Here is a 15,684-nt window from a genome sequence, read left to right as displayed (position 1 = left end):
CAAATTATTTTTTCACCAATACCTCAACGAAATACACTTCGTTTGGTTTTAAAGTAGGATTAGAAGTCACTTGAATGCCTTTCAATAAATCTTTACATACTACTTCTTGACCATCCTTCATTGCAACACTTATTGTTGCATTTTCTTTTCCGACATTTACAACAGATAAAACTTGATTACCTTTTGCATTTTCGACAACTTTCCAAATACAAGTTTTTGTTCCTAATGATTTTTTTTCACGCAATTCTAGTTTCGATAAACTACCTAATCTCTCTAACAACTCCAGTCCTTCTTTTCTGTAAATTTCTGGTGTTTCTAAAACCAACAACTGTCCTTTGCTCTGTGATAATTTTGGCAAGGAATTTCCATACTCATCCTTTTTTAAACTTTTAGAATCTACATAAACAACACCACCATTATCTAAGTAATTCTGCAATGCACTCAACTCATCTTTTGTAACAAATTCAGTATCGTACACCATCACAATATCCCAATTTGACTTTTTCTGAGTTTTCAGAATATTCTCTGTTACAAATCCAAGTGGAGTTCCTTCAAAATGCAATGTTTCATACAACTCAAATAAGTCGTCCATATGATGTGTTTTATTAATTGCGGATGTTTTAGAATAGAACAGACGAATTGGTTTTCTTTGACGTTGCATTGCCATTATCTCTTCTCCATATGCGTTCAAATCAATCAATGTCATTGCAACTTCATTAGTAAGTCGTGGCTGTTGATTGTTAGACCCAGCATACCCTTTCAAGTCTTTTTTCGCATTAATAGAACCATCTTCTTTTCTTGGCCAATACCAAATCTGACTCGCTGTCATTCCATAACTATGCGCCAACCAAAAAGCAGCTCTTGCATATTTGGGGTCTTGATACAAATCTCTTGATCGATTCGTAGACAGATAATGCAATTCTGAATTAAAGTTGATTTTATTTGGACTTACAGATTTCATAAAATCGTAGCCCATACACAATTCTCTCCAACCAAAGCTATAATGTGCTTCCCATTCATAAGGTTGCTTTTGCCATATTCTTTTGTGTTCTGCCCCTGAATCATTTCCTATAATTCCGCTTAAATCCGTCAAAGCCTCTAAATCTATTCCATGAACTCTTTGATTTTCAGTCCATAAATTTGGCATTATTTTTAAATGCACCTTTGCCTCCGCATCATACTTTTGAATTTCTTCTTTCAAAAACTTATACCACTCTGTAACTCTATTCATATTAAACACAGACCAATCATACCACATAGCAGATCCTTTAAGACTAATATCAATAGGTATCTCGATTCGAACTGAATCAAAACTTTTAAAACTCGTTCCCCAAGCCTTATTTAGATCTTCGATTGAAGTATGTTTTTCGCTCAACCAAACCTTAAACTTCTCGATTGTATAATGAGATACTCCACCTGAAGCCCATGGTAATTTTCCTTTTTTCTTATCATTGTATGTATAAAAATGAGGTTCGTTACACAACATATACCCCAGTCCAGAATATTGTTTTCCTGCTGTATAAGGCACCACTGCTGCCAATAATTTTTCTTGTATTTCTCGAGCACCTGGATTATCAATATCATATGCAGTATAGGTATCTTCTCTCATCGAAAATCCTGGTCCATACTTTTGTTCTGCCCAGTTTGGCACCCCTTTATGATTCATAAAAATAAATCCTAAAGATCCCTCTCCTTTGCTTTCTAATTCTGTTTTTTTTCGAGGAGAAAAATCACCTTTTTCGTTAATCACATAAGAGGGTGTAAGAAAAAACCCATCTTGATCTCCATGATATTCGGTTAATTTTTTAGTTTTAGGTTTCCATGTATAATCCGCTAGAAAAACAGGTCTCCCATTATAGGTTATTTGATCTTCTTCTACTTTTGCTTTTTTCCAATCAACTTTTGGACTATCTTTTCTAAACACTTCTTTCTTTAAAAGTAATTTTAAATAAGAATTAGCTTCTTTAAGCATCAATATTACATCTTGCCTCTCAAAATCTGGCAATTCCAAACTCATTTTATGAGCATCCTTTTTGTACGAAGCTACTTTTGAAAATGCTTCTTCATTGATTGCTACATTTTTTTCATCCCAATTGGCAAATTCTAAAAATACCTCGGCTGTTCGAATAGTTGTTTTTTCTTTAAGAACATCAATACCTTTTTTTTCTGCTTTTTTGATTAATTTCTCAAGTGCTTTTATTTCAGCTTTGGCTTCTTTTTCTAAATTTTGGGCATGCATTGAAAAGCCAATTATGACTGTTAGTGCCAATACTATGCGTTTCAAAAAAAGTTTTTTACGTATCATTAGTTTCTATTTAATAATTGTGTTCTCTACGAAGAACATCATTTTCAAAGAGATTTTTGTTGCTCTCAGTTCATGATTTATACGACTCAGTTTATAACTCTATAAATCAAGTGCAATCGAGTAATACTAATGAGTACTTACGCATATATAAAGCGAAAAAGCCCCATTCAAAAAATGAATGAGGCTTTTTTTTTGTAAATTTCACCAACTACAAAAGTTTCTTGAGAGCGCTTATAAACACGTCTATATCTTCCTTTGTAACATTTAAAGGAGGTAATATTCTCAATAAATTTTTATTCATCGCACCTCCTGTAAATATGTTTTCGTCGTAAATTAATTTTTTGCGTAATTCACCTACTTCAAAATCAAATTCTAGACCTAACATCAATCCTTGACCTTTGACTTGCTTTACGCCTTTTAATGATTTTACTTGTTCTTTGAAATATGCATTGATTTCTTTTACATTCTCTATAAGGTTGTCTTTTTTAATCACATCTAAAACTGCAATCCCAGCTGCACATGCTAAATGAGAACCTCCAAAAGTAGTTCCTAGCATTCCATACCAAGATTCGATATGTTTTGCAATCAATACTCCACCAATAGGAAAACCGTTCCCCATTCCTTTTGCCATAGGAATAATATCTGCTTTTACGTCATGTAATTGGTGTGCGAAAAATTTACCTGATCTTCCGTAACCAGATTGAACTTCATCTAAAATCAAGCAAACATTATTTTCTTCTGTTACTTTTCTAACCGCTTTTAAAAATGCTGTTGTTGGCTCATCTAAACCACCAACTCCTTGAATAGGCTCTACAATAACAGCCGTTACATCTCCTTTTTCAATCTCATTCTTTACCGCTTCAATATCATTTAACGGCAAAATTGTTACGGGATTATGAGCATTTACTGGAGCAATAATTTTTTTATTATCCGTTACAGATACCGCAGCAGAAGTTCTACCATGGAACCCATTTTTAAAAGCAATTACTCTCGATTTTTTATTATAAAACGATGCTACTTTAATTGCATTCTCATTTGCTTCAGCTCCTGTTGAACACAAAAACAATTCATACTCCTCACCACAACCAGACAACTCTCCTAATTTATTGGATAATTCTTGTTGCAATGGGTTTTGAATGGCGTTCGAATAAAAAGCAATATTGCTCAATTGCTTTTCGATCATTCCTTTATAATGAGGATTGGTATGACCAATAGAAATTACACCATGCCCTCCGTATAAATCTAAATATTTTTCGTTTTTATCATCCCAAACATAACAACCTTCAGCTTTCACAGGGGTTACATCGTATAATGGGTATACATCAAATAATTTCATTTTTTTTAGTATTTGATATCAGGTATTTGGTATCAGGTATCTCAAAATCTTGATACTCGATACTTTGTACTTGACACTATTAAAACGCTGTTCCTTTTAAATTCAATCCTTCCGTTTCTTCGTATCCAAAAATCAAGTTCATATTTTGAATTGCCTGTCCAGAAGCACCTTTCAATAAATTATCTATAGCAGAGTAAATCAACAAATTATCTCCATGCTTGATCAAAGAAATAGCACATTTGTTTGTATTTACCACCTGCTTCATATTTACGGGAGCATCCGTTATATGTACAAAAGGTGCATCCTTGTAAAATTCAGAATACAATGCTTTCGCTTCTTCCAAAGTACCCTCAAATTTTGTATAAATAGAAGCAAAAATTCCACGACTAAAGTTACCACGATTCGGAATAAACAATAGCTCACCAGTTTTTGCTCCTTGCAAAGCCTCTAATGTTTCACCTATTTCACCTAAATGCTGATGTGTAAAAGGTTTGTATACTGAGAAATTATTATCTCTCCATGGAAAATGAGATGTCGCAGAAGGAGAAACTCCAGCTCCAGTTGCTCCTGTAGTAGCATTGATATGAATATCATTTCCTAATTTTTTAGCTGCTGCTAAAGGCAACAAACCAAATTGAATACAAGTCGCAAAACAACCAGGATTCGCAATATAATTTGCTTTTTTAATTTCTTCCTTACTTACTTCAGGCAAACCGTAGACAAAATCTTTTCCTTCAAAATTAGCATCTGCATTCAAACGAAAATCATTAGATAAATCAATGATTCTTGTTGCATCAGAAAACGTATTATTTTGCAAGAAAGCAGTAGAGTTACCATGTCCCAAACACAAAAACAACACATCTACATCAGCATTGATAGTATCTGTAAAGCTTTGCTCTGTATCACCTAGCAAATCAGCATGTACCGCATACAATTTGTTACCAGCATTTGAAGTACTGTAAACAAAATCTAATGTAACTTTAGAGTGATTATTTATCAATCTAATCAACTCACCAGCTGTATAACCAGCTCCTCCAACTATTCCTGCTTTTATCATTTTTTTCGTTTTTGACAATTATAGAAAAACCCTTCGACAAGCTCAGGGTTCTTAATTTATGCGTCTAATAAATCTTTATTTACGTGATAGAAAATCTTGTTTTGCATTCCGTAAATTTTAATAAATCCTTTTGCATCATCAGAGCTCCAAGCATTATTTTCTTCACCATAATCCGCAAATCCTGAAGACATTAAATCAAACTCAGAATCAATACCTGTTACCATAAAATGGTATGGACGTAATGTTACAAACACATCACCAGTAACTGTTTTTTGAGAATCTTCTAAGAATTTCTCAATATTACGCATCAACGGCTCTAAATATTGACCATCATGAAAATAGGTTCCATACGTATTTGCCAAAGGCTCTTTTGTTAACTGTTGTGCCTTAGACAAGGTATGTTTCTCTAACAAATGGTGAGCTTTGATAATTACAGTAGCTGCTGCAGCTTCAAAACCTACACGTCCTTTAATACCCACAATGGTATCTCCAACGTGTGTATCTCTACCAATTGCAAACTCAGAAGCGATAGCCTCTAATTTTAAAATATTATTTACAGGTGTATCTTTTACTCCATTAAATCCAACAAACTGTCCTTTTTCAAAGGTTAAAGTAACCGCCTCTTCATCATTTCTTTTCAGTTGACTTGGATATGCTGATTCTGGCAATGCTTCTTTAGATTTTAAAGTTTCAACTCCACCTACAGAAGTACCCCAAATACCTTTATTGATAGAATATTTAGATTTCTCCCAGTTCATATCCACTCCGTGTTTCACCAAGTAATCAATTTCTACTTGACGAGATAATTTCAAATCACGAATAGGAGTTAAAATTTCGATTTCTGGCGCAATTGTTTGAAAGATCATATCAAAACGAACTTGATCATTCCCTGCTCCTGTACTACCATGAGCGATATATTTTGCACCAATGCTTTTGGCATATTTCACTACCTCAATAGATTGAAAAACACGTTCTGCACTTACTGATAAAGGATAAGTATTATTTTTTAAAACATTTCCATACACCATGTATTTGATTGCTTTGGCGTAATAATCTTCCAAAATATTTTTATTCGTATGAGAAGTTACCCCCATATCGTAGGCTTTTTTCTCAACTACCTCTAACTCTTCTTCACTAAAACCTCCGGTGTTTACTAAAATACCGTGTACCTCTAAATTCAATTCGTTGATCAAATACTTCACACAGTATGATGTATCTAATCCTCCACTGTAAGCTAATACTACTTTATCCATGATATATTCTTTTTGTTTCAGTTTTCACTGAAAACGCTTATTATTTTTTTAAAAACAAAGCTTGTTTGATTTTTTTCAAACGAGACAATACTTTTTTATTGAATGTTTTATCTTCTTTTTCAGCTTTTGGATCGTGTAACATACCTGTACACAAACACATTTTACGATCGTTTCTCATTAAAATGTCGTAATTTCTACAAGCTTTACATCCATTCCAAAAAGCATCATCATCAGTAAGTTCAGAAAATGTAACAGGTTTGTACCCCAACTCAGCATTTATTTTCATCACAGCTAAACCTGTAGTGATTCCAAAAATCTTCGCATCTGGATACATTTTCTTAGAATGCTCAAACACTTTCTTTTTGATTTTTTTCGCCAAACCAAGATTTCTAAAATCTGGATGTACAATCAAACCTGAGTGTACTACATAAGTTTTATTACTCCAAGTTTCGATATAACAAAAGCCAGCAAATTTATCACCATCTAAGGCAATCACTGCATTTCCGCTCTCAATTTTCTTAACAATATACTCTGGTGATCTTTTGGCAATACCAGTACCTCTTACTTTAGCAGACTCTGCAATCGTATCGCAGATAACCTCAGCATATTTGTTATGGGAACTATTTGTTGTTACAATTTTCACTCTTTACTCCTTGTCTTATAAATTTGTTTAACACTTTTACTCTCTTTCTTAAAGATGGACTCACCTATCTTCTAATAATTTAACGCCCTAATGGGCGTCGGAAATTTAAAGAATAACAACGTGCTAAAAGCAGCGCAAAGATACTCTGAAATTTGTTGTTAAAAAAACGTAAATGTGATTGCATTTGGAATTTGATAAAATGAGCTAAAAATAATTAAAAACCTAGGTATAAAGTCACCTAAAAACTTCTTCTTGAAGCTAATTATGCTATACGCACAATGCGACAGCGCGCAATAGTGCGTGTCCTTTCAATCTTGATATTTAACTCTTTGTATTCCATCGACTGCAAATATACAACAAATCTGATTTCTAGATTTAGTTTACTTGATTTTTTGCGATTTATTAACGTAAAGCACACAACTAAAATGATTAAAGACACGTACTTTTGCAAAAACAACTCGAATGGATTTTTCAAAAGTAAAACTTGTAGTTACCGATATGGACGGTACTTTATTGAACTCAAAACACGAAGTAAGTGACCGTTTTTTCGAAATACACAAAAGCTTAAAAGAAAAAAACATCCATTTTGCTGCAGCAAGCGGAAGACAATACCACAGCATTATTAGCAAGTTATTGCCCTTAAAAAAAGACATTACCATTATCTCTGAAAACGGAGCCTTTGCCAAACAAAATGAAACCGAATTGTTTTCATTTGACTTGCCCAAAGAAAAACTAATCAATTGTTTGAAATACGTTAAAGACATCGAAGGAATTGGCATTATTCTTTGCGGAAAGAAATATGCATACATTGAAAATTCTAATCCTGAATTTGTTGCCACTATCACTCAATTTTATTCGAGCTATAAAATTGTAGAAAATTTCACAGAAGTTAAGAATGATACATTTTTTAAAGCAGCAATTTTTCACCCAGAATGTTCAGAAAAATACATCTTACCAAAAGTAGCACACCTTTCAGACGATATGCAAGTACTGGTTTCAGGCAAAAACTGGCTTGATATTTCTAACCAAGATGCCAACAAAGGAATCGCTTTGAGCAAACTTCAAGAAAAACTTGGCATTACCCCTGATGAAACTTTGGCCTTTGGCGACTACAACAATGATTTAAAAATGCTTGAAAAAGCAACGTTTAGCTATGCCATGAAAAACGCACATCCGAATGTAAAAGAAATCGCCAACTACGAGACACTTAGCAACGAAGAACGAGGTGTTGATTTTATTTTAGAAAAACTTATCAAATAAAACATAAATGCCGAAGCAAAACACCCCGGCACTTACGAAACTAAATAAACCTAAATAAATACGATTAATTTTTTATAATTCGTTTGGTTACGTGTGAACCACTCTCAAAGAATATTTTTAAATAATACATACCTGTAGAAAGTTCTTCGATATTTATCGACTCTACGTCTCCATTTTTCTTTAGCAACAATTTCCCAGTACTATCAAGTAACAATACCTTTTGCGTAATCAAAGGACCTTTAATGTGTAAAAAATTTCGGGTAGGATTTGGACTTACAACTATCAATTCTTCATCTATCAAGGGAGTACTTAAACTTCCACCATCTACTTTGCTATACCAATCATCAACAAAAATTACCCCAACTGTTTGCCCACACTGGAGTCGAACCTCTATAGATTCGGTGTCTTTTGAGGGCATCACAAAATCATCAGAGTAAAACTCATAGTCATCGGTACCAGTATATTTAGTTGAAGAGATAAATGTTTCTGTGGTATTATCGCTATAACTTACTTTTATTTGAAACTTAAACCGTGCCGCATCTGCAGATTTTATATACGCTCCTACTGTTACGGTTGCTCCATTAAAATTATTGTAATTTGGGGTGTTCGTTAATTTTACCTTCCCTAGAGAACCTCCTGTTGTAACATCAATTTGAGCTCCTGAATCTCCAGATTTTGAAGCCGATTCTGCATCTGTAAATGTCGCTGCTTGTGAGGCATCAACAACCAAACTCCAATCCAAATCATACCAACACTCAAACCCCTTATTAAAAATAATTTTGTCGGATTCGGAAGGAGCAGCACACCCAAAATCTTCCACGATACTACTACCAGTTTCTGAATTCATATTTTCATACAAATAGGTATTCGTCTCTTTAAAATTGGCATTCGTAACTCTATGAGTAATCCCAGATTCAGATCGAAAATTGAACAAAGAATCCTTTAAAGCATTTAACGTTGTTGTATTTGTGGCGCTCAAATCAGTATTCTCGCCGATATCATTGACTACATCGAATAATTCAAATTCATTGTTGTATTTATGCTCAATTAATTTGTAATTTCCACTTCTCACTGCAGCCATACTAACATTTGCAGTTCCTTTACTAGAATAGTCAAAATTCCATACTATGGATTTATTTCGGGTCCAATTAGCATATCCTCCATTAGCGTTTGTCAGTAATAATTCTTCAAAACTCTCACCATCTAAGTGTTGACTTGGCAATAAAGGTACTCCAGCCATATCTAAAAAAGTAGGATAAAAATCTGTTCCAACTACAGGCGTATCTTCTACAACTCCAGAACGATAATCGGGTCCATAAATTATCAAAGGCAAACGAATTCCTCCTTCATACAACCAAGTTTTACCACCTCGCAAAGGTTTGCTAGAAGTTGAAAGTTCTCTTGAACCACCAATTTCTGTGGTAGACAAGCCTCCATTATCTGAGGTAAAAACAATAATAGTATTGTCTTCAATTTCATTGTCAATCAAGTTTTGTCTAATCGCCGCAACACTTTCATCCATACTTTTTATCATAGCTCCGTACGCTGCATTGTCTTGATTTAATTTTGCCTGAGCCGTTAATTGATTTTCCGTTTCTGGCCCCGTATAATTTTGATTGTCAGCCTTTGTTTGAAAATAACTCTCATCCGCAGCTTTCGCTTCCAAAGGAGTATGCACAGCATAGTGCGAAACCATTGTTACAAAAGGCACTGTAGGAGAATTTAACACATGGTCATCAATAAAATCCTCGACCTCTTTGGTTATACGATCTGTTAAATATTCACCATTCTCACCTCCTGTAGATAAATCGGGCAATACATCATCACCATCAGAATAGGGATACCAATAACTTGGTGGCGACCCCATGTCGCAACCCGCAATATTTATATCAAAGCCAAAACTATCTGGGTAATGATCCGTATCATGACCTAAATGCCATTTTCCAATAAAAAATGTTTTATATCCTTGATCTTTCAAAGCTTGTGCCCAAGTTGTTTCAGCGTAGCCTTTTTCATGATTATCACTTGGTAAATACATACCCGAAGAAACAGAAGGTCTTGCCTCAAATTTTCCAGTCATGATGGAAGTTCTGGAAGCGGCGCATCTAGGAGCTGCTTCGTACCCATGGGTAAAACGAATTCCATCTGATGCCAGTTGATCAATATTGGGTGTTTCATAAAAAGTAGATCCATAACATGCGGTATCCATATAACCCAAATCGTCTATCAAAATAAATATGATATTGGGAGATGTGGCTGTTGTAACCTGTGAAATACTATTTATTGAAAATAAAAAAACACTCAACAAAAGTTGCTTCAAATATTTTTGCATTGGGCAATTGGGTTTGATTAGCTCAAAACTATGACAAAACCCTATTTTAAAGGTTTCACGAAAATCTAAATGAGTTCCATAAACGTCAAAAACCTCATAAAACTTTGTTTTATGAGGTTTTCAATATTCAAAATTACCTATACATTAAGATTCCTCTTTCGGAAATTCTTTTAGTATTGTATCGAGTACTTGATCTGCCTTTTCAGCATCTGGCTTGTATTGCAAATCAAGTGATTTCTTCTCAGGGAATTCCTCAATCATCACTGTTTGTGAAGGGAAGGCAAAACCAACACCTATTTCGTTCGCAAATTTTACAATTGCCATATGCAATCTATGCTTCGAAGATTGCTCAACAGCCCAACCTGGATGTTTGAAATAAACATTCAACATGATTTGCAATGCTGAATCTCCAAAACCTACAAATTCTACATTATAAGAATCAGAACGAGTATCAGGATGCGCATCTACAATTTTTCGAACTCCATCAACAAAAATCTGAATTAAATCGGGTGGTGTGTCGTAACGTATTCCTAAAGTTGTATTGTACCTTCTATACAAACGCAAACCTTTATTATTGATCACAATCTCTGAAAGTTTACTATTTGGAATTGTAAAAATAGAAGTATCTGCTGCTCTAATCCTACTCGATCTAAAGCCAACCTCTTCCACAGTACCTTCTACCCCTCCACCTTCAATCCAATCTCCAATTTGAAAAGGCTTGTCTAAGAAAATCATAAACGTACCAATCAAATTCTTTACCGTATCTTGAGAAGCCAAAGCAACTGCCAAACCACCAATAGAAGCTCCTGCAATTACCGTTGTGGTATCAACCCCAAAAATTGTTAACATTTTTAGCACACCAATAAAAATGGTCAACCCTCTTAAGATTCTTTTTAAAATCGGTGACAACTGATCGTCTAATTTACTTTCCGTTTTTAATGCATAAGAGCTATAAATATCCATTATCAGATTTATAAACTGCAAAAACACATAAATCCAAAATACTGTTTGAGCAATGTGAACACCTCTCAACACAAATAAATTGACATCTAATGAAAATTGTAAAATCGGCACATAAGTTTCTAACAGATAAAAAACAATCAACAAAGCAATAGGTCTAGACAAACCATCTAAGGATTCATTCAAAGAATTATGCGCAAAGTGGATTAAAGATTTCTCAAGTAATTTTAAAACCCCAAAAACGATTTTATTCAACACATAAAAAAACAATACTGACAAAACGAGTAGTACAATAATTCCCAAATACTGCCATAACTCGATTGAAAAATATTTTTTGTGTCCAATTTTCGGAATCGTACGTTTTAATAGTTCGGTACCTAATGGATACACTTGTCGGTACAAATCATCTACATGCGAAACCGTTTCAACACTATAATACCAACTATCATTAATTTTCTCAACATAAACCTGAGGCATTTGATTGGGAAAAAGTACATACCTACTTTTCAATTCAAAACCGTTTATCGTATCTAGGTAATTGGCATTGCTAGGCAAAATACTCATATTAACTCGCAAGCCCTTACCATCGAGAATCTGTTTTAATTTGATAGCACATTCTCTAGCATCAGCACCTGAAAGTCCGTAAATAGTTTGAGCCGCCTTTTCAGCATCATAACTATCTTCTTGTAAAAAATAGAGATGTGAGTACACCGTTGCTCTAGGGCTACTTAAATCAACCTTAATTTCTTTTTGTTGAGCAGTCAAAGTAAAGCTCAAAACAAAAAATAATATTGCAAATTTTCTCATAAACAACCTTTTTACTATTCTATTACCTTCTCTTAGGCTTTCTTCTTTTCGAGTTCGATTTATCAGAATTATTTTTCCTCTTGCCTTTATCTAAAACACTTACAAATTCTTGTTTCCCTTGATTTCTTTTGCCTTTTTTCCCACGCCTTTTTCCTTTAGGAGTATCTACAGCATCATCGAAGGTATTTTTAACCTTGAAATCTTTTTTGTTTTTATAAAATTTAGGATTATCCGGCAGCAAACGATCCGCTAAATCTTTTCGTCCTACTTTTGACAACGTTTTTCGAATCCAATCTTGATTTTCTTTTTTATACCAAAAGAAAAAACGGTGTTGTTCGTCTTTTTCTCTTTTGGTTTTCGGAGTTTTCATTTTCTCCAAGGTATAAGGATGATAACCACTATAATAAATTACAGTAGCAACTGTCATTGGAGTTGGAGTAAACCCTTGTACTTGCTCTAATTTGAACCCCATATCTTTTGTCTCGGCGGCTAAATTCGCCATATCTTCAAGCTCACTTGCTGGATGACTTGAAATAAAATAAGGTATCAACTGCAAATTCAATTTTTTACGCAAATTGATTCTGTCAAATATATTTTTAAACTGGTGAAAATTTGAAAATGAAGGCTTACGCATCAACTTTAATACAGGATCAGATGTATGTTCTGGTGCTACTTTTAACCTTCCAGAAACATGGTTTGTAATCACTTCTTCAGTATAATCTTCTAATTCTTTCGGGTCTGCATTTTTATTAAATTCAGGCACTAACATATCGTACCTAATTCCAGAACCAATAAATGATTTTTTCACTTTAGGATGCTTATCCACAGACTGATACAAATCAGTCATGGCAGCATGCGAAGTATCTAAATTAGAACAAATTACAGGATTGATACAAGAAGGAGCCACACACTTGTCACAAATTTCTTGTACCTTACCTTTCATCTGATACATATTTGCAGACGGACCACCAATATCAGATAAATACCCTTTAAAGTCAGGCATGTTTGCTACATGATCTACTTCTTTTAGAATAGATTCTTTACTTCTACTGGCAATAAATTTTCCTTGATGCGCAGAAATGGTACAAAAGCTACAACCCCCAAAACAACCTCTATGTGTATTGATCGAAAACTTGATCATTTCAAACGCAGGTATAGGACCTCTCTTATTATATTTTGGATGAGGCAAACGCGTATAAGGCAAATCAAAAGAAGCATCAATTTCTTTTTCTACCATCGTTGGATAGGGTGGATTGATAATGATGGTACTATCACCATAATCTTGCAAAATTCTTGCACCAAAGGTTTTGTTAGACTCTTGTTCTATCGTTTTAAAATTCGCAGCAAATGTCTTTTTATCTTTCACACAGGCTTCATGCGAACTTAATATTTTGTCTTTCCAATTTTTATTTACTGGCAAAGCTCCTTTTTTGCGAACAATAGAAGTTTGCTTGACCGTAGTTAAAGACTCAAAAGGCACTCCCTTTTGCATCAAGGTAACAACTTCTTTCAAAGGTTGTTCTCCCATTCCATAAACCAACATATCTGCCCCAGACTCTACTAGCATTGATGGCTTTAGTTGGTCTGTCCAATAATCATAATGTGTAACGCGTCGCAATGATGCTTCAATACCACCAACCAATACAGGAACTTCAGGAAATTTCTCTTTTAATATTTTACTATACACCGTTGCGGCATAATCCGGTCGAAAACCTTTATCACCATTAGGTGTATATGCGTCTTTATCACGTTGTCTTTTACTTGCTGTATAGTTACTCACCATAGAGTCCATAACCCCAGAAGTAACGCCAAAAAAAAGTTTGGGTGCACCTAACTTTGTAAAATCTTGTAAGTTATCATGAACTGATGGCTGAGGGACTATGGCTACTTTTAGACCATAACTCTCTAACAAACGACCAATTACCGCAGGCCCAAAGGAAGGATGATCTACATAGGCATCTCCACTAAAAAGAATGACATCTAATTCTTCCCATCCTCTTAACTTAACTTCCTTATTAGTTGTTGGCAACCAACTTGACAATCGTAATTCTTGCATGTTGCAAAGATACGCAAACTAAAGTTTGAATATGCTTTATTCTAAAACAGCGTATTCTAAATAAAGGATCACTCTAAATCGTTTTTGAAAATAAATTTTTCTTTGATCCGCTACGTTGAAGTCGTAAATCAAATGCCATACAAATATTTCGAACAAAAGGACGTGCTTTTTCAGGAACACGCAATCCATTTTTAAAGACATGTACCAAATCGTCTTTTTCCATTTCAGCCAGTCTATCAATAGACTCAGGTAGTTCTAAGAATTTCATAGTGTCTTCTTCCCAAGAAGTTTCAAAATGACACATAATATTTAAAATATGCTTACGGATTATCAAATCTTCATCTGATAATAAATGCCCTTTAAAAACAGGAAACTCACCTGCATTCACCAAGGCCTCATATTCTTTTACTGTTTTTACATTTTGAGCAAAACTGTACCAAGAATCAGCGATAGATGACATCCCCAAACCAACCATCAATTGTGTCTTGTTCGCAGAATACCCCATAAAATTTCTGTGCAATTTCTTATCGACAACTGATTGATACAAAGAGTCAGATGCTAATGCAAAATGATCCATTCCTACTTCAATATAACCACAGTCTTCTAAAAGCTTTTTACCCGACTCATACAACAATCGCTTTTCTTCGTTGTCAGGCAAATCGTTTTCATCAAACCCTCGTTGTCCTACTCCTTTCACCCAAGGCACATGTGCATAACTATAAAAGGCAATTCTGTCGGGTCTAAATTCATTTGTTTTATTGATAGTTAACAACACATCTTCTAGAGTTTGAAAAGGTAGGCCAAAGACCAAATCATGACTAATGGAAGTATAGCCAATTTCTCTCGCCCACTTTGTCACGTTTTCTACATTTTCAACTGGCTGTAGACGATGAATGGCTTGTTGCACTTTCTTATTATAATCCTGCACACCAAAACTCACACGTGTAAAACCTAAATCATACAAAGTTTGCAGGTGTTCTTTTGACGTATTATTCGGATGCCCTTCAAAACTAAACTCATGATTTTCATGTTTTGTAGCACTATCCAAAATACCTGATAAAAGTCTGTTTAAATTTGCTGGACTAAAAAAGGTAGGAGTCCCTCCTCCTAAATGCAATTCTCTTATCACTGGTTTTTCTCCAAACAAATCGACATACAGCTGCCATTCTTTCAAGACTGCTTCAATGTAAGGATTCTCTACCTCATGACGTTTGGTAATACGTTTATGACACGCACAAAAGGTGCATAAACTCTCACAAAACGGCAAATGAACATACAAACTAATTCCTTCAGAATCATTCGACTCTTGAAACGACAACTTGGCCGTTTTTTTCCAATCCTCCAATGCAATTCCTTCTTTATTCCAAAAAGGGACTGTAGGATAACTCGTATATCTGGGTCCAGGAATATTGTATTTTCTAATTAGGTCGTTACTCATAACAAAATTTATTCTGCAAAATTAGGTTTGTTCTGTTTTTTGAAACATGACAAATATCAGACAAACTTAATTCATTTTTTAAACCGGACCTGATTTAAGTTATGAAAAACAAAAATTGAGAATGAATTATTTGCTGCATTGGTTGTCTGAATATATCCAACGATTAAATATCTCAAAATTATTAATCATAAAATTGTAGTTTTGTCGGATGATAAAGTATACTACTTTGCGTATTAT

Annotated in this window: 10 protein-coding genes; 1 reads left to right on the top strand and 9 read right to left on the bottom strand. The window is 34.3% G+C overall.

From position 1 onward, the window contains the following. Window positions 1-4: 4 nt before the first annotated feature. From F6P99_RS07275 to F6P99_RS07255, 5 genes are all read right to left on the bottom strand, one after another. The gene (locus F6P99_RS07275; RefSeq protein WP_193316022.1) at window positions 5-2,284 is read right to left on the bottom strand and encodes a beta-galactosidase; all 2,280 of its coding nucleotides are present in this window, start codon (window positions 2,282-2,284) and stop codon (window positions 5-7) included. Window positions 2,285-2,513: 229 nt separating this feature from the next. Further along, on the bottom strand, window positions 2,514-3,641 hold the full coding sequence (locus F6P99_RS07270) for an aspartate aminotransferase family protein (RefSeq protein ID WP_152286811.1): 1,128 nt from the start codon (window positions 3,639-3,641) through the stop codon (window positions 2,514-2,516). Between the two features lie 79 nt (window positions 3,642-3,720). Beyond that, on the bottom strand, window positions 3,721-4,698 hold the full coding sequence (argC, locus tag F6P99_RS07265) for an N-acetyl-gamma-glutamyl-phosphate reductase (protein WP_152286810.1): 978 nt from the start codon (window positions 4,696-4,698) through the stop codon (window positions 3,721-3,723). A 56-nt stretch (window positions 4,699-4,754) separates the two neighbouring features. Continuing rightward, window positions 4,755-5,951, bottom strand: coding sequence for an argininosuccinate synthase (locus tag F6P99_RS07260; RefSeq protein WP_152286809.1), 1,197 nt, complete (start codon window positions 5,949-5,951; stop codon window positions 4,755-4,757). A gap of 40 nt (window positions 5,952-5,991) precedes the next feature. Beyond that, complete coding sequence (locus F6P99_RS07255; protein ID WP_152286808.1) at window positions 5,992-6,594, bottom strand: GNAT family N-acetyltransferase; 603 nt, start codon at window positions 6,592-6,594, stop codon at window positions 5,992-5,994. A gap of 462 nt (window positions 6,595-7,056) precedes the next feature. Here F6P99_RS07255 and F6P99_RS07250 point away from each other — a divergent pair, with 462 nt between their 5' ends. Then, window positions 7,057-7,854 (top strand): HAD family hydrolase, encoded by a 798-nt coding sequence (locus tag F6P99_RS07250; RefSeq protein ID WP_152286807.1) that lies wholly within the window; start codon window positions 7,057-7,059, stop codon window positions 7,852-7,854. Window positions 7,855-7,918: 64 nt separating this feature from the next. On the opposite strand, the gene F6P99_RS07245 is transcribed toward F6P99_RS07250, so the two are convergent. From F6P99_RS07245 to hemN, 4 genes are all read right to left on the bottom strand, one after another. Continuing rightward, window positions 7,919-10,186 carry a sulfatase-like hydrolase/transferase gene (locus tag F6P99_RS07245; protein WP_152286806.1) on the bottom strand — a complete coding sequence of 756 codons (2,268 nt, stop codon included), beginning with the start codon at window positions 10,184-10,186 and terminating at the stop codon, window positions 7,919-7,921. A 144-nt stretch (window positions 10,187-10,330) separates the two neighbouring features. After that, the gene (locus F6P99_RS07240; protein WP_152286805.1) at window positions 10,331-11,953 is read right to left on the bottom strand and encodes a mechanosensitive ion channel family protein; all 1,623 of its coding nucleotides are present in this window, start codon (window positions 11,951-11,953) and stop codon (window positions 10,331-10,333) included. 22 nt (window positions 11,954-11,975) lie between these two features. After that, window positions 11,976-14,009, bottom strand: a complete 2,034-nt coding sequence (locus tag F6P99_RS07235) for a YgiQ family radical SAM protein (protein ID WP_152286804.1) — start codon at window positions 14,007-14,009, stop codon at window positions 11,976-11,978. A 73-nt stretch (window positions 14,010-14,082) separates the two neighbouring features. Beyond that, complete coding sequence (gene hemN, locus F6P99_RS07230; RefSeq protein ID WP_152286803.1) at window positions 14,083-15,447, bottom strand: oxygen-independent coproporphyrinogen III oxidase; 1,365 nt, start codon at window positions 15,445-15,447, stop codon at window positions 14,083-14,085. Between the last annotated feature and the right edge of the window lie 237 nt (window positions 15,448-15,684).

Source organism: Flavicella marina, assembly GCF_009193215.1.
Classification (GTDB): Bacteria; Bacteroidota; Bacteroidia; order Flavobacteriales; family Flavobacteriaceae; genus Flavicella; species Flavicella marina.
Note: the sequence above shows the minus strand (reverse complement) of the source record. Positions and strands in the feature narration are given on the sequence as shown.